This is a genomic window from Planktothrix pseudagardhii (assembly GCF_904830925.1).
Taxonomy (GTDB): domain Bacteria; phylum Cyanobacteriota; class Cyanobacteriia; order Cyanobacteriales; family Microcoleaceae; genus Planktothrix; species Planktothrix tepida.
On sequence record NZ_LR882967.1, the window covers coordinates 1,613,141 to 1,639,587 of the forward strand.

The window sequence follows — 26,447 nt, forward strand, 5'->3', positions numbered from 1 at the left end:
ACGAGAGTGTCTATACCGTATTTATGGGAAAATCAAACCGGGGGAGATTTAGGTTTAGAGTCTACCCTAGAAGATTTACCTTTGTATGATTTTCAAGTGGTTTTGGGGTGTTCTGTTCGGGATTTAGTTCAACACTTTGAACGACATCCCTTACTTCCGGGTGTGATTATTGTAGATCCAAAAGAAAACGGCACTTCAGAATTTTTGGGGATGATTTCTCGGCGAGGTCTTTTGGAATTTTTTTTACGTCCGAAGGGGTTAGAATTGTTTCTGGATCAATCCCTTGATGTGGTTTATAGCTATATCCGAACTCCGGTATTAGTATTACCAGCACAGACTTCTATTTTAACCGCAACTCAACAATCTTTGAAACGCTCCGCGCCGGGATATGCAGACCCAATTGTCGTACAAGGAAATTGGCTTGCTTCTGCGGATTATCCTTGGATGGTACCCTATCGGCTTTTAAATAGTCATGAACTGAATCTTGCTTATTGGCAAATTCGAGGAATTGAAACCCAAGTTCGTTATGAACGTACCCAAGTTCAACTATTACAAAGTGAAAAAATGGCAAGTTTAGGGCGATTAGTGGATGGGGTCGCCCATGAAATTTTAGATCCCGTTGGATTTATTTGGGGAAATTTAACCCATTTAATTACCTATAGTGATAGTTTAATTGAGCTTTTGGATGCTTATGCAACAAATTATCCTCAACCTGTTGTTGCTATTGAAGCGTTGAAAGAAGAGATTGAATTTGATTTTTTACGCCAAGATTTTCCCCGAATTTTATCCAGTATTAAAAGTGGAACGGAACGACTCAGTAAATTAGCTACCAGTTTACAAAACTTTTGCCATATTGATGAAGTGCATCCCAAGCCAGCAGATTTGCATAGCCATTTAGATAGTATTTTGCTCTTGATGAAAAGCCGGATTAATCGGGACATTAAAATCATCAAAAACTATGGTCATTTGCCTCCTGTTACCTGCTATATTGGACAATTAAACCAAGCATTTATTAATATTTTGATTCATGGATTTGATTCCCTGCTCAATCAAGCCATTAAACAAGATTGGGTGGATGAATATGGAAATACTCAACGAATTGAGCCTTCTGAGCTTCCCCAAATTATAATTACCACCGGGATGATTAATTTAGATTCATCTTCGACGGATCGTGTTAATACCCCTGAACGTTGGGTTTCAATTTGCATTGCTGATAATAGCCCCGGACTTTCTGCTGAAGAACAACAAAAGATATTAGACTCCTTTTCTAGTCCCAAACGCCCTCAAAAAGAAACCAGTTTATCCTTGAGTTATCATATTGTCACCGCTAAACATGGCGGACAGTTAAAATTGCGATCACAACCGGGAATTGGGACAGAATTTGAGATTTTATTACCATTTATTTAGGAATTAGCCTGGGGATGAAGAAGGGATTGTTCTCTCTGTGGTATAAAAGTAAAGGAAACGCATTGCATTAAGGCTCTTACTGTGCCCAATCGAACTCTGATTCTGTCCGTTGCCGTCACCCTTAGTTTGTGGAATGTCGCTCAACCCGTGATGGGACAAGCTTTAGTTCCCTATACCCCGCCACTAAACTCGGAACAACTTGAACAAACCGGATTAGGATTGCTGGAAGAAGCGGCTCAGTTAACGCGATTTCAACAATATCAATTAGCTGTACCCAGGGCTGAACTCGCCACGCAATTGATCCCGGAAAATTATCAAGCTTGGGCGTTATTAGGCAGTTTATATCTGCAATTAGAAAACCTCGATAAAGGAATTGAGTTACTGCAAAAAGCCAGTAACTTAGCCCCCAAGGAAGCCGGGGTTCAGTTTATTTTAGGAGAAGCTTACTTTAAAAAAGGGGACTATCAAAAATCAATTCAATCCCTAGAAACGGCTTTGAAACTTGACCCCAATGTTCCAGGAGCGTTATTTGATTTAGGAAATGCTTATTATAAATTGGGGCGATTTGAGCAGGCAATTTTGCAATATGAGAAAGCCTTTGCTCAAGAAAAAAGCCTTTGGCCTGCGATTAATAATGTCGGCTTAGTCAAGTATGAACAGGGAGAAATCGACATTGCCATTGCTAAATGGCGACAAGCCATTAGCGTTGATCCCAAAGCCGCAGAACCCATGTTAGCTTTAGCCGTTGCTCTGTATAAACAAGGTAAAACGGAAGAAGCTTTATCTCTAGGAGAAGCCGCTTTACGTCTCGATAGCCGTTATGCTAATTTTGACTATCTCAAAGAAAATCTTTGGGGCGATCGCTTATTAAACGACACCCAAAAATTCTTAGCCACACCTCAAATCCAAAAAACCTTAATTCAAGTTAAAGACACTCAACCTCAGTCTCGCTAGTTTTCCCTAGAATGCAAGGAAGGGGTAGGCAGTGGAAAAAAAGGTGAGTCTAGTCTATTTTATCCTCTTTAATTCCGCAGTTCCCCTGTTGCAGCCTACTCCTCTGGCGGTAGTAAAGATTTGATTTTATCGACAAACTTTTGATGATCAATAACAGGTTTAGAGATATAGTCATCTGCCCCACTTTGAGCTAGAAAATCTTCTCGATCTCCGGCCATGGCGTGGGCTGTTACTAAGATAATGGGAAGTGCCGATGTTTCGGGGTCAGCTTTCAACAATTGTGTAATTTTAATTCCATCAACGGCTTTACCTTGATAGACACTGCGTGCTAGGGAAACATCCATTAAAATTAAGTCCGCTTCCCGAGTTCGAGCGATTTCCATCACTTCTTCCACGTTTTCCGTATGTTTAACGGCTAATCCACCCCGTTTTGTCAAGATTTTTGAAAAAACACGAGCATTAACTTGATCGTCTTCTACAATTAAAACGGTCTTCATCTTTCTTCCTCCTTGGAGATTTCGGAATTACCTGCACTCAGATTCGGGGTAAGAGAAAAAGGGGGGCAAAGTTTATAATGGATTGTTGTTCCCATTTTTTTTATCAATAGGGTTGCATTATTTGTGGCTAACTTCATCTCCGAAATCATTCACCTTGTTGATATTCAACACCCGTGATTTCAGGATCTTCAAGTTTTTGCAAGTTTAATCGAACCAACTCTTGAGCCATACTTTTAATCAAAGTTAATCGAATTAATTTATTTACCCAAGTGATTATTGTTTGAACTAATTTAAGATGAGCGTAAAAGGGTACCTCCTCAATATTACTCCTTGGCTAGAGCTTAATCATTTCCTCGCCATCAAGGAAGGGCTGGGACTTAAGGATCGTTTACTTAAGTTTGTCTCCAGTACCGAGGTGCTATCATACCATGCCCTTTCAACGGGTTGACAAGAGTAGCGAGATAGAAAAGCCAAAGCCTTGAAGGATCATCACTTTTGTTCAACTGTTTTCCAGGGGGAGTTGACAGCAGATTCGGTATGAGTCTGATCTTAGGGTAAAAGACTTTTCCCCAAAAAAACAGCGAAATAATGCTGAATTTTATTGAAAAACCAGCCTGAACTTTGAGCAAAATGGCTCTAAAATCCCCAATTATCCGTAAAATTACTTAGATTGTAGATCTTTAGCATCCGGCTCTCCTTCTGTACAAGGCTTTAACGGTTTATCGGCAAAAACATCGGCAAAAATCTGTATCTGTGAAACTTGAAAGCTATAGCTTATAATCAATACATAGGGTTTTAGAGAACGGCAAAATGTCTAGTCCCACCGAATTTAGCGAATCGGTTAGTTTGATGGAACCCATGCTCCCATCGGAAGGTAATCGTCGGTTGCTGGACGATTTAGCAACTCAGTTGATTGCGGTAAGCAAGGCACTTAACGCACAGGTAACTCCCAATGTTGCCTTAAGTATGGGAGAGCTTGTCCGTTCCATGAATTGCTATTACAGCAATTTGATTGAGGGACACAATACACATCCTAGAGATATAGACCGAGCTTTAGCAAATGACTTTTCCAATGAGCCGAAAAAACGCTCTCTACAACTGGAAGCTAAAGCTCATATCGAAGTTCAACGGATGATTGATAACCGGGAAGAAAAAGATTGTGCAGTAGTAACAACTGATTACCTAATCTGGATTCATCGTGAGTTTTGTCAACGACTTTCTTCTGAGTTACTCTACGTTGAAAACCCCCAAGGCAATAAACGTGTTGAAGTCAAACCCGGAGAATTACGGACTGGGGATGTGAGTGTTGGTTATCACGTTCCCATTAGTGCTCCAGCAATTCCACGTTTTTTACGGCGTTTTGAAGAAGCCTATAATCCCATACGTTTATCTTTAATTGAGCAAGTCATTGCTGTGGCTGCTTCTCATCATCGGCTGCTGTGGATTCATCCTTTCTTTGATGGTAATGGTCGAGTGACACGGCTGTTTTCTCATGCTTTCTTAAGGCAAATTGGGGTAGGCAGTAGTTTGTGGTCTGTCTCTCGTGGTTTAGCCAGAAATGCTAATTTATATCGAGATTTATTGATGGCAGCCGACAAGCAACGATGGGACGCTTTAGACGGTCGTGGAAATTTAACAGAGGCTGGTTTGCAGAAGTTTTGTCAGTTCTTTTTAGAAACTTGTATCGACCAAGTGACATTCATGCAGTCACTACTAGAACCCTCCCAACTCTTAAATCGTATTGAACTCTATGTTCAGGAGGAAATTCGAGCCGGACGGTTACTTAAAGGTTCTTTTCCTTTACTAAAGGAAGCCCTGTATTCTGGTTCTTTTGAGCGGGGTCAAGCTGCTACAATCACAGGCTACAAAGAGCGACAAGCTAGAACAGTGCTCAAGAAATTAGTTGAGGTGGGTCTTTTAGTTTCAGATACTCCCAAGGGTGCTGTCCGCTTAGGATTTCCTACTGATGTTGTTGAGCGCTACTTCCCCAAACTCTATGTTCCAACCGTTTAAGGTAGCAACATCCGAAAAGTGCGAAGGACGAACCTACTCCTGTTATAACAATCCATTAGAACGGCAGAGGTTATCACTGCTATACAAAACTTGATTGACTCGTCAAATTGATCGCAATTCGTTATCCTCAAAACAGGAAGGAAATCAGCAGACTCGTGTTAGAGGGGTGTGATAGAAACACCTTGTCACGACATAATCTAATATCAGAACCCTATCGCTGTAGACTCAACTAAACTCATGGCTAAACAGTTAAACCTCTTTTCTGGGAAAGTAATCACGACATCGCTTCATACGGAGATGCAACAGTCGTACCTCGAATACGCCATGAGTGTGATCGTTGGACGGGCGTTGCCAGATGTCCGCGATGGGTTGAAACCTGTCCATCGTCGGATTATGTACGCGATGCACGAGTTAGGGTTAACCCCTGACCGACCTTACCGCAAATGTGCGCGGGTGGTGGGGGATGTGCTAGGGAAATATCACCCCCATGGGGATCAATCAGTTTATGATGCTTTAGTACGACTGGTTCAGGAGTTTTCCAGTCGTTATCCCTTGTTAGCGGGTCATGGAAATTTCGGGTCTGTGGATAATGACCCCCCCGCCGCGATGCGTTACACCGAAACCCGTCTAGCTTCCATTGGGTATGAAGGGTTATTGTCCCAAGTCGGGGAAGCAACGGTTAATTTTATTAGTAATTTTGATAATTCTCAACAGGAACCGACGGTTTTACCCGCCCAACTTCCGTTTTTACTGTTAAATGGATCGTCGGGAATTGCAGTGGGGATGGCGACGAATATTCCCCCACATAATTTAGGGGAAGTTGTGGATGGATTAATTGCCCTCATTGATCATCCTGAATTATCTGATCAACAATTAATGGAATTGATTCCAGCACCGGATTTTCCAACGGGGGGTGAAATCGTCAGCACTGAAGGGATTGCAGAAGCTTATACCCAAGGAAAAGGCAGTATTGTTGTCCGGGGTATTGCCAAAGTTGAGGAAGTTCCAACCGCCCAAAAACGACGAACTAAGACCGCAATTGTGGTGACAGAATTGCCGTTTCAAGTGAATAAAGCCAGTTGGATTGAGAAAATTGCCGGGTTAGTAAATGCGGGAAAATTAGACGGGATTTCGGATATTCGGGATGAAAGCGATCGCGAAGGAATTCGGGTTGTGATTGAATTAAAACGAGAAGCGACTCCCGAAGTGGTTTTACATCATCTTTATCAACAAACCGAATTAATGACGAAATTCGGGGCGATTTTTTTGGCAATTGTGAATGGACAACCGAGACAGTTAAGTTTAAAACAAATTCTGCAAGAATTCCTGACGTTTCGGGAACAAACTTTAACTCGTCAATATCGCCACGAATTAGAAGTTGCAGAACGCAGATGTCATTTAGTTGAAGGGTTATTAATTGCTTTAGAAAATTTAGATAATGTGATTGAAATTCTGAGGAATGCTCCCGATGGTTCCACAGCAAAATTAACCTTAGAAGATCAATTAGGATTTAGTGATGATCAATCTGATGCGATTTTATCGATGCCCATGCGTCGATTAACGGGGTTGGAAAGGCAAAAATTACAAGATGAATTTACCCAATTAACCACTCAAATTCAACAGTTACAACGGTTATTAAATGAACGTCCTGAATTGTTAAAATCCTTGAAAAAAGAATTGCGATCGCTTAAACGAAAATATGGCGATGAACGACGCACCCGGATTATTTCGCCCAAGGGTCAGGCGACGATTGAATCTGAGGATAAAACCTCTAAAAAATCCCCAGAAAAAGGCTTAGAACTTTCAGCAACCCCCGATTTATTACAACCCTTACCTCCCATTGATGAAGAAACTGTTGTAGAAGTAACTCACCGGGGTTATATTCGCCGAGTGTCCCCGAAAACCAACGATTCTAAACGCAATCAGAGTGAAACTGCAACGGCTATTAATATTGAAGAAACCGATGATTTTACCACCCAAACCTATAATACTCGCACCCGTCAAAATCTAGTGATGATTATGCGAACGGGAAAAGCCTATCCTTTAAGTGTAGCGGATATTCCGATGGGTTCTAATCGTTCTAAAGGAAAACCGATTATTACATTATTATCCCCTTCGGCTTCTAAGGATATATCCGTTAATCTCCAAGACTTAATTATTGCTCAATTTTTATTGTCGGCTTTCCCCGATAAAACAGACTTAATTACCTTAACTCAACAAGGTAAAATTAAACGTTTACCCTTAACGGAATTAGCTGAATTAACTAATCGAGGGAGCACTATTGTTAAACTGAAAGAAGATGATGAACTCTGTTTTGCTACCCTTTCTAAACCTGATGAAAAAGTCGTATTAGCAACATCTGGAGGGCGAATATTACGCTTTGATATTAATGACGAACAACTCCCACCTATGGGGAAAGTCGCCCAAGGTTCTCAAGCCACTCGGTTACGACAAAAAGAACATTTAGTCGGCTGTGTTACTTTATCCCCAAAAGGCAGTTTATTATTAGTCACAGAACAAGGTTATATTAAACGCATTTCCATGGAACACATTCGCAGTAGTAACCGAGGCGGAATTGGAATTTCCATGCTCAATTTTAAATCCCCCAATGATAGCTTAGTGGGAATTGCACCTGCTAAACCCCATAAACAGGTTCACCTCTTAACCAGTGAAAATCGCATTGTTCATATTCCCACAGATGAAATTCATCTCTCACCCAAAGATAGTACAGGTGATCGCCTTTTTAAACTCAAACCCGACGAAAAAATTACCTCCATCAAACCGTAGGGTGTGTAAGCAAAGCGCACGCACCAACAGATCATCAGCTTAAAAAGGCAGGTTTAAAACAGTTAAAGGTTTATTCCCTAAATTGGGAAGAACCTGCCCTGACATAAAAGTAGGTTAAATTAAAATGGCAGAAGTTATTTTAGATAATATTTATAAAAGTTTCCCCACTCGTCGTCAAACGACTTCCGAGGAAACAAAATCATCAGAACTTCAAGAATCAACCCCTACTCGTCAAGCGGTTTTAAAACGAGTTCATCTTCAAATATTCGATGGCGAATTTATGGTTTTAGTGGGGCCATCTGGCTGTGGAAAAAGTACCTTATTACGATTAATTGCCGGATTAGAAACCATTACCGGAGGTAATATTTATATTGGGAATACATTAGTCAATGAATTACCCCCGAAAGCCCGTGATATTGCTATGGTCTTTCAAAACTATGCGTTATATCCTCATTTAAAAGCCTATGATAACTTAGCTTTCGGGCTGCGTCGTTCTTATCGAGAAACCGAACCTAAACAACCTTTAATCGTTCAAAAAACAACCTCTGCAACTTCTTCCCATCAACAATTATCCGTTATCGTAGGAGACTATCAAATCTTTGCTCCGTTGTGGTTAGAAGATATAATAGTTAAAATGACGCGATCGCTTCCTCCTCAATTTCGCTATGTTTCAGAACGTGAAAAAGCCGTATCCGAAAGAGTCTTAACGGTTGCTAAATTATTACAAATTGAATCGTTATTAGATCGATATCCCAAGCAATTATCTGGGGGACAAAAACAACGAGTCGCTTTAGGTCGGGCTATGGCTAGAAATCCTCAAGTATTCTTAATGGATGAACCGTTATCTAATTTAGATGCTAAATTAAGAACCGAAACCCGTGCTCAAATTGTAGAATTACAAAAAAAATTAGGAACCACAACAATTTATGTTACCCATGATCAAGTGGAAGCCATGACCATGGGTTCTCGAATTGCTGTTATGAACCAAGGACGAATTCAACAAGTTGCTCCTCCTTTAGAACTCTATAATCGTCCTGCAAATCGTTTTGTAGCCGAGTTTATTGGCTCTCCCCCAATGAATTTTATTCCCGTTCAATTCACTGCACCGTTATTAATTACCCATCCTCAATTTCGTTTAACCTTACCCGATATTTGGGAAAGGGTTTTATCTTCTTATAATAACCAAAAATTACTCTTAGGAATTCGACCGGAACATTTAATCGTCAGTTGTCCGGCTACTAAAAATTTACCCGTCATTGTTGATCGTCTGGAAGCATTAGGACATGAAACGTTATTATGGGTACATTTATTAGGAGAAAACAACCTAAATTCTTCCTTGCAAGTGAGAATCCCTGCCGAAACTAAACTCATACCGGGTGAAAAAATTTGGTTAACCATAACACCGGAAAAAATTCATTTATTTGATCCAAAAACTGACTTAGCCATTGTCCCTGGTTCCTACTAACCTCTTTTTTCTTGTTTTTCATGGTTTTTTGGATTTAAGTGAGGTAAAAGAAAAAAGTTGAATCGAGATAGCCAACGGTCTTGACAACTAGATTGTTGTTGCTATAGACTTATATTTAAGTTAGCTCGTTTTTATAGAGCCAAGATAGTTATAGCATTATTTATTAGTTTAGGCATCAGCACCAAACTATGCACACATCAATTAGCAAATCGTTCCAGCCTATAGCCGTTGACGAGTTGATGAAATATACCATTCTGGGCAATTCTTGAATTGCTGCTGCTGATGTATTTCATTCAATCGAAAGTTCCTATCAATGATTATTTGCAGTTCAATCAGGGAGGTTGAATCCTTGCAAATCACTATCGCTGATCCCAACAAATCAGCCCTCTTGTCTTTCAAATTGAATTAAAAATTACCCTTAGCCAACCGCTCATTGTCGTGTTAGAAGCCTTCGTCTTTGCAACAATTTTGTGCGGGTTTTTTGGAATTATCCTTAAACAAAACCTGCTGATGAAGATCATCTCAATGGACATCATGAGTACGGGTGTGATCGCCTACTATGTGTTCATCGCATCACGGGGGGGTTTGTTAACCCCAATTCTTACAGATGTTCAAAATACCACTTACGCCGATCCAGTTCCCCAAGCCGTGATTTTAACTGCCATTGTCATCGGTCTTTCGATTCAAGCGTTAATGTTGGTTGGGGCGATGAAGCTGGCACGGGATAATCCCACTTTGGAAACGAACGAGATCGAGAAAAATAACACACCATGATCACTCTTGCTCTTGTTTGGATTGCGCTGCCTTTTTTGGCGGGATTTACAGTTTATCTGGTTCCAAAACTAGATCGATTTTTTACGTTATTCGTTGCGTTTATTTCCATTGCTTATGGGTTGTACCAATGTGTTAATTCATCTCCCTTGACAATGCAGTTAATTGATCATTTTGGTGTTACCTTAATGCTCGATCAACTGAGTGGTTATTTTATCTTAACTAATGGGTTAGTTACTGCCGCCGTTATCCTCTACTGTTGGCACACGAATAAAAGCACTTTTTTCTATACCCAAACGATTATTTTACATGGCAGTATTAACGCGGCTTTTGCCTGTGCAGATTTGATCAGTTTATATGTGGCGTTAGAGGTGATTAGTATTGCCTCCTTTCTCCTGATTGCTTATCCGCGTTCAGATCGGTCGATTTGGGTTGGGTTGCGGTATCTGTTTGTCAGCAACGTCGCCATGCTCTTTTATTTAGTAGGGGCGGTGTTAGTTTATCAAACCCATCATTCCTTCGCCTTTGCAGGGTTGCAGGGAGTCCCGCCAGAAGCAGTGGCTTTGATTTTGTTGGGTTTATTAGTTAAGGGAGGTATTTTTGTATCGGGGCTGTGGTTGCCCTTAACCCACTCAGAATCTGAAGCACCTGTATCGGCGTTAATGTCGGGGGTGGTAGTGAAAGCGGGAGTATTCCCAATGGTGCGGATCGCCCTAACGGTGAGTGAACTTGACCCGATTATTCGGATCTTTGGGGTGGGAACTGCCTTGCTGGGGGTGTTCTATGCCATGTTTGAAAAGGATACGAAGCGGATGCTGGCGTTTCACACCATATCCCAGTTAGGGTTTGTGCTGGCTGCGCCGGAAGTAGGGGGATTTTACGCCCTAACCCATGGCTTAGTTAAATCGGCTTTATTTCTAATTTCCGGGGTTTTACCGAGTCGGAGTTTTAAAGAACTACAACACAAACCTATCAATACTCGCCTGTGGATAGCGTTGGCGATCGCAAGTTTCTCCATCTCCGGTTTTCCCCTATTGTCGGGGTTTGGGGCAAAGGTATTAACGATGAAAAATCTCCTCCCTTGGCAAGTGATCGGCATGAATCTTGCTGCATTGGGAACCGCGATCTCCTTTGCCAAATTTATTTTTCTACCGCGTGGGGGAGAAGATAAAATCCGGCCTGGTTTTTGGCCTGGGTTGATTTTGTTATTGGCAGGGTTGGTAGTAGCAAATGTGGCTTATTACGACGCTTATACTATTGCTAATATTATCAAACCTCTGGCAACGATTTTCTTGGGATGGTTCGTTTATTTGTTCATTATTCAAAAAATCTCCCTCAAACTTCCCCGTATGCTTGAACAAATTGATCATTTGATGGGGGTGATGAGTGTGATGTTAATCCTATTATTTTGGATGGTGTGGGCATGATTGGATATCTGAATCTGATATTACGATTAACCATTTGGTTTCTATTAACAGCAAATTTCACTGTCACCAATATTATTATTGGCGTGGCGATCGCTTTTTTAATACCCGGACTTAAAAAAACACCCACCGCATTAAAAGATTGGATGCGAACTTTAGGGGAGGTTTTAGTGGCAATTCCTCAAGCTTATCTGGAGGCGATCGAAATGATTTTTCATCCCCATAATGAGGAAGAAATCATCATGGAACGAGTCAAACCGCAACGAACACCCGGACTGATCTTTTTAGATATTTTTCTGATTACCTTTACGCCAAAAACCATTGTGTTGAAATATCACGAAAAAGGGTGGTATGCCGTTCATCGGGTAGTACGGAGAAAACTGTCATGAATTTGTTATTGATTGCAATGATTATCGCATTGTTGATTCCCCTTTATGAAGCCTGTTGGCAAGAAGATGATGTCTGGCAGAAGATGTTAGCCTTAGCCAGTATCGCCACCAAGTGTTCGATGATGATTCTTGTTATCTCTGTGATGAGAGATGATTGGATGATTGGGGTTGCGGGAGTGATCATCCTTAGTGTTGGAAATGCCGGATTTATGTTACTTGCTCAACTTTTAAAAAGGATAAATTACCAATGATTGACGGATTAGGTTATGGGTTGATTGGTTTAGGAATTGTGTTCTGGTTTTGGGGAACGTTACCGTTATTGGGTTTGCGATCAGTTTTATTCAAACTCCATACCCTAACCATCGCGGATACTCTGGGATCAATGCTGATTATCCTGGGGTTGCTGGTGAAAGTTCCCAGACAATGGCCGTTCCTGATCTTAGCCCTGATTTCTCTGATGCTGTGGAATACGATGCTGGGTTATGTGTTAGCTTACTGTTCTAATAATGAGGAGGACTCATGAACGACAACAGTTATGTGAGTGTAATCGCGTCTTTACTCCCCTTAGCGGCGACGATGTTAGTGTTTCAGGAAAATCCTTATCATGCTTTGGTGGTGCGGGGAATCTTGGGGGCGATCGCAGCCTTACTTTACACCGTTTTAGGAGCGCCGGACGTCGCTTTAACCGAAGCATTAGTGGGGACAATGTTGGCAATTACCCTGTATGCGGTGGCGGTGCGTTCCTCATTGGTCGTGCGTTTGGGAGTGTTGAAAGACTTGGAGAAGGAAGCCAAAGAAGGGAAATTTAGCGAACTGTTGGAACAGTTTAGAAAAGTCTTTAACAAATATCATTTACGTTTGGAGTTAGTGGCCTATCCCGATGAGAAAGCGTTAAAACAAGCGTTGATGGATAAAGAAGTTCATGCCGTTTGTATGAATGATGAGAAACCGCAATCTTATCACACCTTAACTCGAATTCAACGGCTTTATCAGGTGATGCAAACTCAATTGTCCTTGTTAGATACTCGTTTAACTTATTTTAGTTTATCAGAATCAGGGGAGAAACAGTAATGAAATGGGTTTATATTCTAGCGGTTATTGCCATTTATATTAAGTTTTTAGTAATGCCGAACACCCTTGGGAATTTACCAAGTTTAACGATTGTGGAATCAATTATTAAAGATAGTGGAATTCCCAATGCGGTCACGGCAATTATTTTAAGAAATCGACTTTACGATACGATTTTTGAAGTGATCGTTTTTACAATCTCAATTATGGGGGTTTATTACCTATTAGCGAATGAAAAACCTTATGCTAAAGTTCATCAATTTACCGATGAAGCTTCAATTGTTTTAGCCCGTTTGGGAGCAACAATTAGCGCGTTAGTTGGGGTAGAATTAGCCATTCGGGGTCATCTGAGTCCGGGGGGCGGTTTTGCAGCAGGAGTGGCGGGAGGAACTGCGATCGGTTTAGTAGCAATTACCTCTTCTCCTGAGTGGATGCAAGGCATTTATAAGCGTTATGCTGCCGCTGATTGGGAAAAGATTTCGGTTTTAGCTTTTATTGTTTTGTCGGTGGTTACTTTAGCCGGATATGAGTTACCCCATGGCGAGTTAGGGGGGCTATTTAGTGGCGGTGCTGTCCCGTTATTAAATATTTTAGTGGCGATTAAAGTAGCATTAGGATCGTGGGCGGCGATTTTATTATTTATTCGGTATCGGGGATTATTGTAATTAATAGAAAACCGGGTTTGTGGGAAAACTCGCCAAGCCTCGCAAACCAACTCTAAAAAATTTTTTGAAAATTTGCGTAATTTTGTTCGCAGGTTGCAATAGGTCAGTAGAACTGATCATGAGGGATTCTGACCATGCGTTACAAAAATATTGGCCCTGGTGAGGACGGTTACGATAACGACGACCACGACTATGATTACGACCGAGACGTTCAGGATAGTTACGATGATTACCGAGAACAAAATGCCTTAGATCGGGAATTAGAACGAGATTCAGAACGGGAGATGTGGGAGGGAAACGAATCAGATTCGGACTGGTAGCAGCATCACCCCTGAGTTTTAGAGAGTAGATTTCAACGACATAGCTCGACTAACGAGGGGGTACAGTGAACCGGAACATTAAAAAAGATAAAAGTTCCGTAATTTCACTGATTTACAAAACCTTATGTGAGGTATAAACTTCTATTATATCACTCAAAAAATGGTGGATGCGATCGCCCTAATTCAGCCTAATTTTTGAGTATCTATTTTTTTGATCACCCCAATTTCATCAGAGCAGCACTGATATTTGTATTATTAGTAGCTCCTTAAATCCCCCAAATTCAAATCAAATCCCGCAAATTCCCAGCGTTAATCTGTATAAAAGGATAAATTAATGCAGGTGCGATTGTATGTAATTTCTAAAAATTGGCTCTATTTCAATAAAGCAGTGAAATTTTTTCTAATCAAATTACTCAAATACTCATCAGGAGGCTCATTTCATGGCTGCTTCTAATCAAGATAACATTCGGAAATTTATCACAACAGAACCTATACCCGACAAGGGCAAAGACTGTGAACAAAAAGTTTGGGATTCTGTTAAAAGTGCCTTTGGGGAACGAGACTGCATGGGTTACTGGCGTTATCCTCTATTTTCTAAAATAGGAGAGGTCAGGAAAGAACCTGATATTGTAGTTGCTGATCGAGAACTGGGTATTGTTATTATTGAAATAGCTTGTGTAAAAATTGATCAGATTATTGCCATTAATGGAGAACATTGGCAATTTCAAAATGCTGATCACATTTCAGTTTCTCCAGCAGAACGAGTCAATCGTCAAATGCAAGCTTTATTAGGATATTGTGATCGAGAATCTATCCTATTTCGTAAAGTTACAGGACGAGCTATTATTGCGCTACCATTAATCACACAAGATCAGTGGCAGAAAAAAGGTTTTGATCAACTACCAGGGTGTCCACCTATTATTTTTCAAAATCAGTTGAGTAAAGCAGCTTTGTTGACACAGATTCAAAAATCCCAACCTTTAGTAACTGGAGAAACTCTCAATGATGATCAATGGAAAACACTAAAAGCTGTAGTTAGTGGCACTCCCGTACTTCGTAAGGCTCCTCGAACTGCAATTTCCACTAATGGAAAAACTCGCTCTAGTATCCTTGCCACTTTACAAGAATGGTTGTATGAAGTGGATTTGCAACAAGAAGAAATTGGCAAGCAACTTCCTCCTGGTGCTCAACGAATTCGGGGAATTGCGGGTTCTGGAAAAACCGTACTGCTGTGTCAAAAAGCGGCTCAGATGCACTTAAAACATCCGAACTGGGATATTGCTTTAGTGTTTTTTACGCGATCGCTCTATGACCAGATTGAAAACTTAATTGATCAATGGTTAAAACGCTTCAGTAATGGTGATGTTCAGTATTCCCAAGCTAAAACAAAAATCAAAGTCCTTCATGCTTGGGGAGCAAAAAATCGACCGGGTTTGTACCGAACCATCTGCGAGCAGAATAATATAACACCAGGAACGGTTGCTGATACTCAATACAGAAGCCCCAACGAAGGTTTAGCAGACCTTTGTAACCGTCTCTTAGATGGAAAAGAGATTCAACCGATGTTTGATGCTCTTCTGATTGATGAGGGACAAGATCTTGTCACTGAAGATGATCTCAAGTATCAGGACGACAACGAGTATAAGCAAACAATTTATTGGATGGCTTATCAAATTTTGCGTCCGGTTGATCCTGAAAATCCAGAACAACGACGTTTAATTTGGGCTTATGACGAAGCTCAAAGTTTAGACAGTCTTAAAATTCCAATGGCTAAGGAATTGTTTGGTGAGAGTTTAACAAAGTTAGTAACAGGTCAGCATAAAGGTAACATCAAAAAAAGTGAGATTATGCACCGTTGCTACCGAACTCCTGGCCCTATTTTAACGGCTGCTCATGCAATTGGTATGGGTTTACTTCGCCCTAACGGGATGCTGTCAGGACTCACTGATCAAAAAAGCTGGAAAGCAATTGGTTATGAAGTAACTAAAGGTAGTTTTAATCCCCCTGGTCAACAAATTACTCTGCATCGACCTCCAGAAAATTCCCCAAATCTCGTTCCTAAACTTTGGGGTGATTCGGTGTTGGAATTTGAGGTTTATAACTCTCGACAAGAAGAATTAGAAGCTTTAGCTGAGAAAATTAAGTATAACCTAAATCACGATGGTTTGAAGCCCAGCCAAGATATTTTAGTGGTTGTTTTAGGCTCAACTTTTGAAGCAATGGATTTAGAAACTGAGGTGGGCAATTTTTTAATGGATGAGGGCATTAAAATCTATATTGCCAGTGGGAAAAGACTAAATCAAGTCAATCCTAAGTATCCAGATAATAATCCTGATCGTTTTTGGTATGACGGTGGGGTGACAGTCTCTCGGATTCATCGTGCTAAAGGCAATGAAGCTAATATGGTTTATGTTGTTGGTTTAGATCATGTGGCGAAAAACGAGAGTAATCCCAATTTCCGTAATCAATTGTTTGTAGGAATGACTCGATCTCGCGGATGGGTTTGTTTAAGTGGTGTGGGTGATTATCCCTTTTATGATGAAATCCGACAAGTCATTTCCAGTGGGGATACATTCACCTTTACATTTAACCGTCCGCCTAAAGTTGATACAGGTGCAGAAGAAATCCAATAACAGCTAATAGTGCATCTAGTCTAATTATGTAGGTTATTGAAACCTGTAATTTATAAAATTTAGTGTTTAATTCTCCGAGTTATCCTACATTTTATTAGACTAGATACACTACTAAAATCTATTTAAAAATCCTTGGCTAATATGAAATCCTTAAATGTTTGCTACGCATCCGTATTGTGTAGAGACGCGCCATGGCGCGTCTCTACGTGGGGTTTAGGGTTATAATCTGTAGCGTCGATTGAAGGATTTCATATAACTTTCCTCAAGTCCTGTAAAATATATAATACGATCAAGGAGCAAAATTAACTGCAAAGAATTTTTTTCTGAGCCAAAATCTAACTGTAAGTCATGACAAATTCCATGACGATAAATTTTTTCTTGGATTGGTACTTCTGTTTCTGGTTCATATTTTTTGTATAAATTACCAACTAAATCAGGCAGGCTTTCAAGCATTACAGCTTGACTTTTGAGAAGTTTTGGAATTTTATCATTCCAAGCATTCGTTTTTGATAAGGTTTTTTTATATGCTCTGGAATCATCAGCGTTTCTCTAAAAAAGCTGTCTATATCTTGGATTTGTCCAAAGTCTACTAATAAATCAAAAACTGGTTTAGAGAAAGTTGAAGTTGGCAATAACCATCCTGAATCAGTAATAATTTTAATTTTTTCCACTTCTGAAACCCTGTTTGCTTCTAGTGCATAAAAACGCTCATTAATATCTTCTAAGAACTGTTGCACCTCTTTCCATTCAGGTATATCTAAATTTTTTCGTGCAAGTTTTAGCTCCGAAAAATTAAGCTCTGAGATTATTTTTGTTATATTTTCTGATAACATAGTTTCTTCACATTGTCTAATTTCTCCATCAATACGATTTTTTAAGTCGTTAAATCTCCGTTTTTCTGTTTGATTTAAAAAATTAAATCCTTTTTTATGTAAAGATTCTTTTCCACGGAGTAAAAGTTACCGAATAATTTTTAAAGCCTCTAGCTCAATATTGTAACGTCTACCATATTCTTGGCGCAGTTCATCTCTATACCAATCATCTAAAGTCTGGAATTCAGCAATTTCTTGATAACCCTCATCCAATTTAACATAATACCCATCAGTTAAACGAACAGCACTCAATCCTGTTCCCAGATGAAACAGTAAATATTTTTTTGACATTCCTTGAGAGTAGTGAAACTCATTCACACTCTCAATATCATCTCCCAAACTATCATCCCCAAATGGACTGAGAATGGTTTCACTCTCGAACAAGTCACCCCCATTAGTCTGTTTCCAAAGTTCAATTAAATCCTGGGGTAAATTCAATTGATGCTCTTGTAACCAGACTTCTAATTGATTAGATTCAATTGCACCATTCCAGACAAATAGTTGGGGATGACGTTCAGCATCTTGCATCAGTATATTATTCATTGTCTTGCTAAGAACTCCTCTAAAAAACCAATAAATGCGTAAGTATTTTTATCAAAGCGAACACCTTATCCAAGCTCATTATAAACATCCGTAACTTTGTCACCCATAAACTGTCTTTTTGGGTGAGTGAGAATATTTCGGATTAACTCCTCAGCATTAAGTTGAGTTGGTTCAATACCCTGAAAAACTGAAGCATATCCTCCTGAATTGGCGTGTCCTTGTTTTTTAGCAATAGCCCTCGCCCCCTCCGTTGTTTGACCTCGAATTTTTCGAGAACTGACGACAACTTGTTCAATTTCTGCTTCTGTAATAAATAGCCACTCCTTCTCAAATTAACTTCAATGTTAGCATCTACTTCTAGGTTTCATCAAGAGCGATCGCACAAACTAACGCAATTATTGGCAATTTTGGGAATCTATGATAATATTGATTAGAGGTTGTTCAACCTTTAAGTAAAAATAAAAAGTCAACTCATCTTGATTTTACTTTATTAAATATATTATGCAACTTGAAGAATACTTTGAATTTTTAGATCCTGATGATATCCGAATCAAAGGGCATAGAATTGGCATTGATAATGTTTTAAATTATTACTTAAAAGGCTGTTCGCCAGAGAATATTTTAGAACATTTTCCTAGTTTAAATCTTGAAAAAATTTATGCTACACTAACTTTTTATTATCATAACAAAACTGAAATCGATGCCTATTTACAAAGGATTAATGACTGGAAAGAACGTCATTATCAGGAAGCGTTAGCCCACCCCACACCCCAACGTCAACGCATTCAAAAAATTATTGAAAAACGGTTAATGGACAAATGAATTATTAATGAAAATTAAGTTTTTGCTGGATGAAAATTTATCTAAACGGATTAAATCTGCGGTACTTCGGATGAATCCTGAAGTTGACATTTTATGTGTTGGTGATCCATTAACACCCCCATTAGGAACCCTTGATCCAGAAATTTTAATTTATCTCGAACAATCCCAGAGAATTTTAGTGACAGATAATCGTAAATCTATTCCGGGTCATTTACAGAAACACTGGGAAAATAACCACCAAATCTGGGGATTATTTTGGGTTAGGGAAGGAACGAATATTGGCGAGTTGGCTGAAAGTATTTATCTTTTGTGGGAAATTAGTGAGGCGGATGAATGGCTGAATATTGTTGATTGGATTCCCTATTAATACAGTTATTAGATTTACAGCATATCCATTCAATTTCTATACTAACTCACCCTACCTAAAGATAGAAATTAAGCGATCGCATCTATTTCTCAACACACCTGACAAAAGAAGAAATGCAAACGATAGCTGTGATTGCATAAAGATTTAGAATCCTAAGATTGTTCAATTTTATAACTTCTTAAACTCATCCCAATCCAGATCTAATTGTCGGATAATTTGCCTCAAAGTCCCCAATTTTAAATCCTTATTTCCCCAATCAGGAATCGGTACGATTGCCCCATTATTGGGATTGTACCATTTTCGATGAGAACCACCGCCTCGCCTTGAAATTTCTTGGCATCCCATTAGTTTTAATTTTTGTGCTACCTCTCTATATTTCATTTTGTACCAATGGGAATTAAGCTTTCTGTCCACAAAGTTATATCTTCTCCTATCGGCTTTAAAACAGCAGGTAAGGGTTGGTTTAAATCTTGATAGGCTTCAATTAAAGCTTGTAAAGCATCGGATACATTAGGAATAACTTCTTCTAACGTATCAGCTTCCGTAATTAAATTGGGTAACAAAGGACAAGTAATTGTATAACCGCCTTCGGGTTGAGGTTCTAAGATTAAGGGGAGTTTATAAATGGCATTCATAAGTTAGTCATTATATTTACAGCATATCCCTTCAATTCCTATACTAACCCACCCTACCTAAAGATAGAAATTAAGCGATCGCATCTATTCCTAAACACACCCAAAAACAGAAGAAATACAGACTATTTGTGCAATTTCCAGTTTTCTCATGTTGAAGAGATCGTAACTTGCCGTTTTTTTACAGGTTAGTTACATTAATTTACAGAACGTTACATCAAACAAAACAGGAGTAACCACCATGCAAAACACACAATTAACCAATAGCCCTGAACAACAACAGCGCAATCATTGGGACTGGGGATTTACCCCGGGTGCAGAGAACTGGAATGGCCGTTTGGCGATGATTGGTTTTCTCAGCGCGATTATTGTTGAACTGGTGTCAGGTCAAGGCTTTCTTCACTTCTGGGGTTTGATGTAATGGGATATCCCACTACATCACCATATAAACCAGAAGCACTTAAAACCGGATGATAGCCGGATTAAACAACGGAATTTAATTCGCAAAGAAGATTTTAACATAACTTGAGAGGATTGGATACAAACTCTCAAGTTTTTAATATCGAGGAAACAGAGAACAGGGAACACCAATATAGAAATTTCTGCCGAAACTCAATCTGTTTTCAAGTTTGTTTCGGCAGGTAAATATGTAACCGTCATGTTTCCATAAACGGTTTGAAAGATAGCACGCTGATTCATCCTCACGCGAAAATAATCGAAGCGTTTGTTCCTCCGTATCGGATTGTTGATACCAACCTAGAACCAAGACGCTTTAACGGATATATTCTTTCAAAATACTATTGCGGTTGGGATGGCGTAACTTTCTGAGTGCTTTCGCTTCGATTTGACGAATCCGTTCACGGGTGACATTAAAAATTTGACCGATTTCTTCTAATGTCTTCATGCGACCATCATCTAACCCATAACGCAACCGTAATACATCTCGTTCACGGGGGCTGAGGGTATCTAATACATTTTCTAAATCTTCTCTTAAAAGATTTTTAGAGACTTGATCTTCAGGGGTTTCGCCATCGGATTCAATAAAGTCTCCTAAGCGAGAATCCTCTTCTTTCCCGATGGGGGTTTCTAAGGAAATGGGAAGTTGAGCCGACTTGGCAATAAACCGCAATTTTTCGATGGTCATTTCCATACGAGTTGCGATTTCTTCTTCAGTGGGTTTGCGACCCATTTCTTGAGACAGTAACTTGGTGGTCTTTTTTATTCGAGAAATGGTTTCATAGAGGTGAACGGGTAATCGAATCGTTCGAGATTGATCAGCAATGGCCCGTGTAATGGCTTGACGAATCCACCAGGTCGCATAAGTTGAAAATTTGTAGCCTTTTTCGTGATCAAATTTCTCGGCGGCTCGAATTAACCCTAAACTGCCTTCTTGAATCAAATCTTGGAAAGACAGACCTCGATTCATGTATTTTTTGGCGATGGAAACCACCAGTCGTAAGTTCGACTGTACCATCTTATCTTTTGCCCGACGACCGATATACAGACGGCGGCGGAACTCTGGCAATCTCATATCAACGGCGCTCGCCCATTCCTGCTCATTGGGTTCTCGATGGTAATGTTCCATCAATTTTTCCCGAATTCGCTCTAGTTCCAATAAGTCAGCAATTTTTCGAGCCAGTTCAATTTCTTCATCCGCCCGTAATAATCGAATCCGACCTATTTCTTGCAGATACAGACGAATTGAATCTTCTGTGTAATGCTTTTTCTTAGCCTGAGTGCGACGTCGAGATTTAGCGGCTTTACCCGCTTTAGTCTCATCATCTTCATCCGCTATCACATCCTCTAGGATGTCTTCTTCATCAATTAAATCTTCTTCATCCGGTTCAAAATCATCCAAATCTAGGGGGGTGATGTTGCTAGGGGTTGGAAGGGGAAGAAACGATAATGTTTCTGTCTCAGGCTTTGTGGTTGCGAGTCCGTTGTTAATCTGGATCATGCCGCGTTCCTCATGCTCCTCAATTAGTAAAAATCAATCACAGAATAGAGATGTCTATCAGTAGACTATTGAACCAGTGGCATACTGTTTCAAGTTTTAACCTTTGCCCACCGAGTTACTGAGTGAATGATCATAACTCACTTCAGTCCTAACATAGGAAGACAAATATTCAAAGGTGATCATTGGATTGCGCCAAGACCTTTCCGATTGTAGCCTTTCTGACAAAAATTGTACGATTTGTCACAAAGGAGATTTGATCACCTGAATTCACCGATGGGGGATTAATCAAGTTGGGGGTTGAGTACAAAGACCCCTTTTACATCCTTATGTTTGACTGATCACATTGGGGTGATCATTTTTGTTTAGGGGATCTCAGAAGGGATATCGATATCCTGATTCACTAAAATCTTAGCGAAATCTTTTCACGTTGGGTTGTAATCCCACGAATAAATATTGAAGGGAGTGTAAATAAAGGCAAGTCACCTTAATACACCCTGGTAGAATTTGTGGTCTCAGTTGAGGCATAGATGAAGTTGTAATTCACTCAAAATTGATTGCTGAAGTTTCCCCTCAGTGATTCTAAAAGAAACGGTAAGCTTTTGCTTCTTGGAAGCATCACTGTTTGGTTTGTGTAACAGAAGGTATACAATTCAAAGGCAGTTTGGGTTGTTGGCAAGGAACTTCAGTCGGGAGTTAATCACTCTGAATCTTGCGAACAACCTGACCTTTTAGGGTTGCTCTTTATTGTAAGTTAACTTAAATCCCTGTATTTGGTGCGAGATCAAACGTTAAATCACGTTAAGTTTTTGACGTCGCCGAGTTGAGCTATTGTTCAAAAGAAGTCTTCTTCAAGGACGGTCGGGGATAGAAGGTTGGGTAAAAACCTTTTTCCTTCCCCTCATCTGTTACCCTTTAAGGTTTTAATCCTTTAATGCTTACTCGATTTACTTTTAGCTTCTAAGGTTTCCAGGCGACTACGAAGGTCTTGATTTTCTTTTTTAATTTTGTCAAGTTCTTCGCGTAGCTTTTTCAAAGCGGGTTCGGAACCGATTTTTCCCTGTACGTTTTGAATGGCTTCTTCGGCGCGACGGCGAACTCGTCCGTCTAGGGTTTGGTCGGCTAAAGATTGCAGCACATCCATCGCTTTTGGCGTTTCCATCTGTTCTAAAGAGGCGACAACGGCGACTTGAGTGAGGAAAAAGGTTTCATTAGATAATTCTTCTAAGCGTTGTAAAATTCGCTCTGTATTGGTTGGGGTTTGACCCGTAGAAATACTGCCTAAAGCCCGAATGGCAGTTAACCTCAAAGCTTGGGGAATACCGGGGGCGGTATATTTTAAAATTACGTTTAAGGCATCTTCTGAGGTTTTCATTTTACTCAGTCCTGAAATAGCCCCAGAACGCACGACTTCATTCCATCCTTCTCGTTCTTTGAGAACGGATTTTAAGAGTTTAATTGTTTGTTCAATCAGATGTTTATCTTCAGAGTGAGTGGCTGCAATTTCTCCTACTGCTGTTGCGGTTGCAGCTTCCACTAAATAACTCGCATCTCCCTTTTCTAAAAGGGGTTTTAAAACTTGATAACTTTCGGTGGTTTTCAGTTTCGCTAAACTATTGATCACGGCACGTCTGACGCGAGCATCGTCATCGGTTAAACCTGCTACTAATCCCTCAAAGACTTGATCTAATTTGACTCGAATTAATTGTTTAGCTACTTCAACTCGAACTCCCCAAAACTTATCATGTTTTAAGGCATTTGACAAGGCTTTAACAGCTTCTAATCCGCCTTTTTTAGCTAAGGCTTTGGCTGCATAAATTCGAGAAATCGGATCGGGATCATATTGCAATTGTGCCTTTAATTCAGCGATCGCATAATCTAACGTTACGGTTTTGAGAATATTATTATCAACATCAAAGCTAATAAAAGCGGGTTTTTCTTCTAAAGGAAAATAGAAGGTTTGTTCCCGTTCATGGACTCTAACGGTAAAAATTTTAAGGGTTGATGGGATTTCAGAAGCTTTTTTATCGGGTTTATATCCAAAGCCAATGGGGATTTTTAAATCAAATAAGTTTTGTTCGCTGAGTTTATCGCTGTCTTTAGCTTGAGTTTGTTTAATTGTAATTTTGGCTAATTTACTATTATTATCCCAACTGTAGGAGACTTTATATTCGGGATGTCCGCCTCGAAATACATATTGATCAAATAGGGGGAGTAAATTAGATCCGGTTGATTTTTCCAGTGCTCGTAATAAATCAATGGTTTCGACAGTTTTATGAGCATTATCTTGAACAAAGGTTTGAATTGCTTTTTGAAACAGTTCATCCCCTAATTCTGTTCTAATTAGATGATAAACACAAGCACCTTTTTCATACAAATGGCGGTCATAAAGTTCAATGGCTTCTCGATAAATATGGGTAACAATGGGACGACGATAGCGGGAACTATCCTCAGAAAAATAATTTCTCGCTTGGTTTAAACGGTAATACGCCGCCTCTTCTTTGCCATATTGTTGTTCTGTCCATAAAACTTCAGTATAGGTCGCCATGCCTTCTTTTATCCAGGCGTGTGACCAATGTTTAATGACGACTAAATCTCCGAACCATTGATGGGCTAATTCATGGGCAACTAAACTTTCTGTGTTACGATTATCTAAGGTAGCTCGTTCGTCTAATAAACAGCGATCGGTTAATAACGTTGTAGATGTATTTTCCATCCCGCCAAAAATGAAGTCATCCACACAAACTTGAGCATATTTCGGATAGGGATAGGAATAGCCAAAATATTGAGAGAAAAACTCAAGCATTTGGGGGGTTTTCCCCATACTGCGAAGGGCATCTTCTTTGCGATTTTTCTCAACATAATATAAAACTGGAATTCCATTCCATTCGTCTTTGATTTCTGCAAACTCTCCCACTGCTAAGGTCATTAAATAAGTCGGATGAATTTGTTTTTGTGACCAATGGTAAATTTTAGTTTTGCCTTTGGTTTCGCTATGAATTAATTCGCCATTGGAAATGGCTAAATATTGTTTCGGAACTTGTACCCGAATTTCTGAGGTGGCGAGTTGTCCGGGGTAGTCAAAGCAAGGGAACCAAAAGCGAGAATCTTCATCTTCTCCTTGCGTCCAAACTTGAATCGGTTTGTTAGGATAATCTTTACTTGGGCTAATAAAATACAGCCCCCGTTGAGGATGGGTGACGGAATAACTAATCACCAATTTAATTAACTGATTAACCGTTGTGGGTTGACGTAAATGAATCTGTAACTGTTCTCCATCATAGTCAAACTCTTGCTGATTTTGCTCAATTTTTACGTCTTGTATTTCTAAGTTGACGGCATCTAATATTAAAGTTTCAATTCCACTTCTAACAGGATTCAAATGTAGGGTACAAGTTCCTTGAAAACTTTGATTAGGAATATCGAGAACTAAGTCCAAAAAAATATGTTCCACTTGACCTGGACGGTCAGGATTATAATGGGGGCGAGCGCCAGGTAACTCAAAGGACTTGTGGGTATCCGTTTCCGTATCAAAGTAAAAATTCAGCATCGAGTACAATCAAACTCAAGAATAAAGGATAGCAAAACGCGCTATGCGTATCGCTTCATTATATAGCGAGTCTCAATCCCTTGTCTAAATTAGTGTTTTTGGGGTAGAGGTGCCCAGAGAGATCCAAGAGAGACGCGCCAATAGCCTTACGGCATAGCTTCGCCCAGGCACGTCTCTACAGGAGACTTTTTAACTAGGAGTTTCCTGTTTTTGTCTCAATTGTTGGATTTGTTCTATACTTAATCCGGTGGTTTGGCTAATAGTTTGATCATCTAATAAGCCGATTAATTGTCTGGCAATTTCGAGTTTAGATTCTTCCTTTCCTTGTTCAATTCCTTGTTCAATTCCTTGCTTTAATGCTTCTTCTCTGGCTAATCTCACGGCTTTTTTAATCGCATTCCGTTGATCATAAATATAGATTTCCCGTTTTTCTAAATCTTCGAGTTCTTCCGGGGTTAAAGTGGTTTCGTTGGCAATGGTAAAGGCTTTTTGCAGTTCGGGAATCTGTGCCATTGTTTGAGGAACAGTTTCTAAAGTTTTAGCACTTTTAATAAAATAGATCCATTTATCGGTTAAGGTTTCTAACTCATGAATTAAGGTATTAAATTTGGGAAGTTCTACAAAAACTAATTCAATATCATAAATCAGATAATCCACTAAAAACTCTTTTTCTTTTAAAACAAACCGAGAAATGACCTTATCCAGATGGGGAAACATTTCAAAATCAGTAATGGTAACGGCAATGACTGGATTTAATAAGGTGTAATCTTCTCCACTTTTTAACTGAATTGAATAAGCTTTTGCTGCATTGTATAAAATTCGTTTCTCAAATCCTTCAATATTTAATATTTGCATTTCAATAATAACCGTTTTATTTCCCGTGATTGTGGCTTTGACATCTAAATAAGTATCTTTAATCCCTCGGATTTTAGGAGCTTGATAGGGATTGAGAATCGTTAAATCTTCAATCTGGGGATTATCGGGATAAAGAATACTATTTAAAAAACTGATTAAAATATCTTTGCTATCTTCAGACCCAAATATTTTTTTAAAGGCAAAGTCTGTTTTAGGATTAATGAATCGCATATTAATTCTCCTGAAAATATAGGGTTAAATTGATATCAGTTTTTTATCAATAACCAGAATTAATTTAAAAAATTCTTGATTTTGAACCCTTAACAATTCCTCCTCAAGATTAAGAGATTAAGATTTGCTGTAGAAAAAGAGAAGCAATTCTAATACAATGTTATCATCCTATAACAACAGGGTTGCCGTTAGGCAATCTCCCTCCTAAAATCTAAATCTTGAACCAGA

General features: G+C 39.5%; 27 protein-coding genes. 17 read left to right on the forward strand and 10 right to left on the reverse strand.

Going from position 1 to position 26,447, the window contains the following annotated elements:
* Positions 1–6 precede the first annotated feature (6 nt).
* Entirely contained in the window at positions 7–1,407 is a 1,401-nt protein-coding gene (locus tag NMK36_RS06855) for an ATP-binding protein (RefSeq protein WP_254173385.1), read from the forward strand.
* Between the two features lie 81 nt (positions 1,408–1,488).
* A complete protein-coding gene (locus NMK36_RS06860) occupies positions 1,489–2,361 on the forward strand; it encodes a tetratricopeptide repeat protein (protein WP_245824140.1) in 873 nt (290 codons plus the stop codon).
* A gap of 95 nt (positions 2,362–2,456) precedes the next feature.
* Here NMK36_RS06860 and NMK36_RS06865 read toward each other — a convergent pair whose 3' ends face one another.
* Positions 2,457–2,858 carry a response regulator gene (locus NMK36_RS06865; RefSeq protein ID WP_072717103.1) on the reverse strand — a complete coding sequence of 134 codons (402 nt, stop codon included), beginning with the start codon at positions 2,856–2,858 and terminating at the stop codon, positions 2,457–2,459.
* Between the two features lie 145 nt (positions 2,859–3,003).
* Positions 3,004–3,180: an RRXRR domain-containing protein gene (locus NMK36_RS06870; RefSeq protein ID WP_083579848.1), complete on the reverse strand. Its 177-nt coding sequence runs from the start codon at positions 3,178–3,180 to the stop codon at positions 3,004–3,006.
* Positions 3,181–3,668: 488 nt separating this feature from the next.
* On the opposite strand from NMK36_RS06870, the gene NMK36_RS06875 reads away from it, so the two are divergent.
* The 12 genes from NMK36_RS06875 to NMK36_RS06930 all read left to right on the forward strand — a co-directional run bounded on the left by NMK36_RS06875 (position 3,669) and on the right by NMK36_RS06930 (position 16,393).
* Positions 3,669–4,871 carry a Fic family protein gene (locus NMK36_RS06875; RefSeq protein WP_222425189.1) on the forward strand — a complete coding sequence of 401 codons (1,203 nt, stop codon included), beginning with the start codon at positions 3,669–3,671 and terminating at the stop codon, positions 4,869–4,871.
* Positions 4,872–5,108: 237 nt separating this feature from the next.
* Positions 5,109–7,658: a DNA topoisomerase (ATP-hydrolyzing) subunit A gene (gene gyrA, locus NMK36_RS06880; protein WP_254173386.1), complete on the forward strand. Its 2,550-nt coding sequence runs from the start codon at positions 5,109–5,111 to the stop codon at positions 7,656–7,658.
* A gap of 124 nt (positions 7,659–7,782) precedes the next feature.
* Positions 7,783–9,123 (forward strand): ABC transporter ATP-binding protein, encoded by a 1,341-nt coding sequence (locus NMK36_RS06885; protein WP_072717101.1) that lies wholly within the window; start codon positions 7,783–7,785, stop codon positions 9,121–9,123.
* Positions 9,124–9,561: 438 nt separating this feature from the next.
* Positions 9,562–9,897 carry a cation:proton antiporter subunit C gene (locus tag NMK36_RS06890; RefSeq protein WP_072717100.1) on the forward strand — a complete coding sequence of 112 codons (336 nt, stop codon included), beginning with the start codon at positions 9,562–9,564 and terminating at the stop codon, positions 9,895–9,897.
* A complete protein-coding gene (locus NMK36_RS06895; RefSeq protein WP_072717099.1) occupies positions 9,894–11,321 on the forward strand; it encodes a cation:proton antiporter in 1,428 nt (475 codons plus the stop codon). The genes NMK36_RS06890 and NMK36_RS06895 overlap by 4 nt, the downstream gene beginning before the upstream one ends.
* The gene (locus NMK36_RS06900) at positions 11,318–11,707 is read left to right on the forward strand and encodes a Na+/H+ antiporter subunit E (RefSeq protein ID WP_072717098.1); all 390 of its coding nucleotides are present in this window, start codon (positions 11,318–11,320) and stop codon (positions 11,705–11,707) included. Before NMK36_RS06895 ends, NMK36_RS06900 begins: the two co-directional genes overlap by 4 nt.
* Entirely contained in the window at positions 11,704–11,958 is a 255-nt protein-coding gene (locus NMK36_RS06905) for a hypothetical protein (RefSeq protein WP_072717097.1), read from the forward strand. Before NMK36_RS06900 ends, NMK36_RS06905 begins: the two co-directional genes overlap by 4 nt.
* Complete coding sequence (locus NMK36_RS06910) at positions 11,955–12,230, forward strand: monovalent cation/H(+) antiporter subunit G (RefSeq protein WP_072717096.1); 276 nt, start codon at positions 11,955–11,957, stop codon at positions 12,228–12,230. The genes NMK36_RS06905 and NMK36_RS06910 overlap by 4 nt, the downstream gene beginning before the upstream one ends.
* Entirely contained in the window at positions 12,227–12,778 is a 552-nt protein-coding gene (locus NMK36_RS06915; protein ID WP_254173387.1) for a DUF4040 domain-containing protein, read from the forward strand. The genes NMK36_RS06910 and NMK36_RS06915 overlap by 4 nt, the downstream gene beginning before the upstream one ends.
* Positions 12,778–13,440 carry a Na(+)/H(+) antiporter subunit B gene (locus tag NMK36_RS06920; RefSeq protein ID WP_254173388.1) on the forward strand — a complete coding sequence of 221 codons (663 nt, stop codon included), beginning with the start codon at positions 12,778–12,780 and terminating at the stop codon, positions 13,438–13,440. Before NMK36_RS06915 ends, NMK36_RS06920 begins: the two co-directional genes overlap by 1 nt.
* A gap of 134 nt (positions 13,441–13,574) precedes the next feature.
* Positions 13,575–13,760 carry a hypothetical protein gene (locus NMK36_RS06925; protein WP_254173389.1) on the forward strand — a complete coding sequence of 62 codons (186 nt, stop codon included), beginning with the start codon at positions 13,575–13,577 and terminating at the stop codon, positions 13,758–13,760.
* A gap of 440 nt (positions 13,761–14,200) precedes the next feature.
* Positions 14,201–16,393, forward strand: coding sequence for a DEAD/DEAH box helicase (locus tag NMK36_RS06930; RefSeq protein ID WP_254173390.1), 2,193 nt, complete (start codon positions 14,201–14,203; stop codon positions 16,391–16,393).
* Between the two features lie 219 nt (positions 16,394–16,612).
* On the opposite strand, the gene NMK36_RS06935 is transcribed toward NMK36_RS06930, so the two are convergent.
* The 3 genes from NMK36_RS06935 to NMK36_RS06945 all read right to left on the reverse strand — a co-directional run bounded on the left by NMK36_RS06935 (position 16,613) and on the right by NMK36_RS06945 (position 17,808).
* Positions 16,613–16,846 (reverse strand): hypothetical protein, encoded by a 234-nt coding sequence (locus tag NMK36_RS06935; RefSeq protein WP_254173391.1) that lies wholly within the window; start codon positions 16,844–16,846, stop codon positions 16,613–16,615.
* Positions 16,846–17,226: a hypothetical protein gene (locus NMK36_RS06940; protein ID WP_254173392.1), complete on the reverse strand. Its 381-nt coding sequence runs from the start codon at positions 17,224–17,226 to the stop codon at positions 16,846–16,848. The genes NMK36_RS06935 and NMK36_RS06940 overlap by 1 nt, the downstream gene beginning before the upstream one ends.
* Before the next feature lie 126 nt (positions 17,227–17,352).
* Positions 17,353–17,808 (reverse strand): SMI1/KNR4 family protein, encoded by a 456-nt coding sequence (locus NMK36_RS06945; RefSeq protein ID WP_254173393.1) that lies wholly within the window; start codon positions 17,806–17,808, stop codon positions 17,353–17,355.
* A 501-nt stretch (positions 17,809–18,309) separates the two neighbouring features.
* On the opposite strand from NMK36_RS06945, the gene NMK36_RS06950 reads away from it, so the two are divergent.
* Both NMK36_RS06950 and NMK36_RS06955 read left to right on the forward strand, forming a co-directional pair.
* Positions 18,310–18,630: a DUF433 domain-containing protein gene (locus NMK36_RS06950; RefSeq protein ID WP_072717090.1), complete on the forward strand. Its 321-nt coding sequence runs from the start codon at positions 18,310–18,312 to the stop codon at positions 18,628–18,630.
* Between the two features lie 7 nt (positions 18,631–18,637).
* On the forward strand, positions 18,638–18,997 hold the full coding sequence (locus tag NMK36_RS06955; RefSeq protein ID WP_254173394.1) for a DUF5615 family PIN-like protein: 360 nt from the start codon (positions 18,638–18,640) through the stop codon (positions 18,995–18,997).
* A gap of 168 nt (positions 18,998–19,165) precedes the next feature.
* Here NMK36_RS06955 and NMK36_RS06960 read toward each other — a convergent pair whose 3' ends face one another.
* Together NMK36_RS06960 and NMK36_RS06965 are read right to left on the reverse strand one after the other, a co-directional pair.
* Positions 19,166–19,378, reverse strand: coding sequence for a type II toxin-antitoxin system HicA family toxin (locus NMK36_RS06960; protein WP_254173395.1), 213 nt, complete (start codon positions 19,376–19,378; stop codon positions 19,166–19,168).
* Positions 19,375–19,632: a type II toxin-antitoxin system HicB family antitoxin gene (locus NMK36_RS06965; protein ID WP_254173396.1), complete on the reverse strand. Its 258-nt coding sequence runs from the start codon at positions 19,630–19,632 to the stop codon at positions 19,375–19,377. The genes NMK36_RS06960 and NMK36_RS06965 overlap by 4 nt, the downstream gene beginning before the upstream one ends.
* A gap of 238 nt (positions 19,633–19,870) precedes the next feature.
* Here NMK36_RS06965 and NMK36_RS06970 point away from each other — a divergent pair, with 238 nt between their 5' ends.
* Complete coding sequence (locus NMK36_RS06970) at positions 19,871–20,050, forward strand: hypothetical protein (protein ID WP_072717088.1); 180 nt, start codon at positions 19,871–19,873, stop codon at positions 20,048–20,050.
* A gap of 351 nt (positions 20,051–20,401) precedes the next feature.
* Here the strand turns inward: NMK36_RS06970 and rpoD are convergent, their stop codons facing one another.
* The 3 genes from rpoD to NMK36_RS06985 all read right to left on the reverse strand — a co-directional run bounded on the left by rpoD (position 20,402) and on the right by NMK36_RS06985 (position 26,219).
* Complete coding sequence (gene rpoD / locus NMK36_RS06975) at positions 20,402–21,586, reverse strand: RNA polymerase sigma factor RpoD (protein ID WP_072717087.1); 1,185 nt, start codon at positions 21,584–21,586, stop codon at positions 20,402–20,404.
* Positions 21,587–22,514: 928 nt separating this feature from the next.
* Positions 22,515–25,133 carry a M1 family metallopeptidase gene (locus NMK36_RS06980; protein WP_072717086.1) on the reverse strand — a complete coding sequence of 873 codons (2,619 nt, stop codon included), beginning with the start codon at positions 25,131–25,133 and terminating at the stop codon, positions 22,515–22,517.
* Between the two features lie 189 nt (positions 25,134–25,322).
* Positions 25,323–26,219: an Rpn family recombination-promoting nuclease/putative transposase gene (locus tag NMK36_RS06985; RefSeq protein ID WP_254173397.1), complete on the reverse strand. Its 897-nt coding sequence runs from the start codon at positions 26,217–26,219 to the stop codon at positions 25,323–25,325.
* Between the last annotated feature and the right edge of the window lie 228 nt (positions 26,220–26,447).

Coding starts and splice junctions, on each gene's coding strand:
- NMK36_RS06970 (WP_072717088.1), top strand. CDS start 19,871: ATGCAAAACACACAATTAACCAATAGCCCTGAACAACAACAGCGCAAT.
- rpoD (WP_072717087.1), bottom strand. CDS start 21,586: ATGATCCAGATTAACAACGGACTCGCAACCACAAAGCCTGAGACAGAA.
- NMK36_RS06945 (WP_254173393.1), bottom strand. CDS start 17,808: ATGAATAATATACTGATGCAAGATGCTGAACGTCATCCCCAACTATTT.
- NMK36_RS06955 (WP_254173394.1), top strand. CDS start 18,638: ATGAAAATTAAGTTTTTGCTGGATGAAAATTTATCTAAACGGATTAAA.
- NMK36_RS06925 (WP_254173389.1), top strand. CDS start 13,575: ATGCGTTACAAAAATATTGGCCCTGGTGAGGACGGTTACGATAACGAC.
- NMK36_RS06985 (WP_254173397.1), bottom strand. CDS start 26,219: ATGCGATTCATTAATCCTAAAACAGACTTTGCCTTTAAAAAAATATTT.
- NMK36_RS06960 (WP_254173395.1), bottom strand. CDS start 19,378: ATGAAATATAGAGAGGTAGCACAAAAATTAAAACTAATGGGATGCCAA.
- NMK36_RS06915 (WP_254173387.1), top strand. CDS start 12,227: ATGAACGACAACAGTTATGTGAGTGTAATCGCGTCTTTACTCCCCTTA.
- NMK36_RS06940 (WP_254173392.1), bottom strand. CDS start 17,226: ATGTTATCAGAAAATATAACAAAAATAATCTCAGAGCTTAATTTTTCG.
- NMK36_RS06865 (WP_072717103.1), bottom strand. CDS start 2,858: ATGAAGACCGTTTTAATTGTAGAAGACGATCAAGTTAATGCTCGTGTT.
- NMK36_RS06895 (WP_072717099.1), top strand. CDS start 9,894: ATGATCACTCTTGCTCTTGTTTGGATTGCGCTGCCTTTTTTGGCGGGA.
- NMK36_RS06950 (WP_072717090.1), top strand. CDS start 18,310: ATGCAACTTGAAGAATACTTTGAATTTTTAGATCCTGATGATATCCGA.
- NMK36_RS06905 (WP_072717097.1), top strand. CDS start 11,704: ATGAATTTGTTATTGATTGCAATGATTATCGCATTGTTGATTCCCCTT.
- NMK36_RS06875 (WP_222425189.1), top strand. CDS start 3,669: ATGTCTAGTCCCACCGAATTTAGCGAATCGGTTAGTTTGATGGAACCC.
- NMK36_RS06885 (WP_072717101.1), top strand. CDS start 7,783: ATGGCAGAAGTTATTTTAGATAATATTTATAAAAGTTTCCCCACTCGT.
- NMK36_RS06935 (WP_254173391.1), bottom strand. CDS start 16,846: ATGCTTGAAAGCCTGCCTGATTTAGTTGGTAATTTATACAAAAAATAT.
- NMK36_RS06900 (WP_072717098.1), top strand. CDS start 11,318: ATGATTGGATATCTGAATCTGATATTACGATTAACCATTTGGTTTCTA.
- NMK36_RS06965 (WP_254173396.1), bottom strand. CDS start 19,632: ATGAATGCCATTTATAAACTCCCCTTAATCTTAGAACCTCAACCCGAA.
- NMK36_RS06920 (WP_254173388.1), top strand. CDS start 12,778: ATGAAATGGGTTTATATTCTAGCGGTTATTGCCATTTATATTAAGTTT.
- gyrA (WP_254173386.1), top strand. CDS start 5,109: ATGGCTAAACAGTTAAACCTCTTTTCTGGGAAAGTAATCACGACATCG.
- NMK36_RS06910 (WP_072717096.1), top strand. CDS start 11,955: ATGATTGACGGATTAGGTTATGGGTTGATTGGTTTAGGAATTGTGTTC.
- NMK36_RS06930 (WP_254173390.1), top strand. CDS start 14,201: ATGGCTGCTTCTAATCAAGATAACATTCGGAAATTTATCACAACAGAA.
- NMK36_RS06980 (WP_072717086.1), bottom strand. CDS start 25,133: ATGCTGAATTTTTACTTTGATACGGAAACGGATACCCACAAGTCCTTT.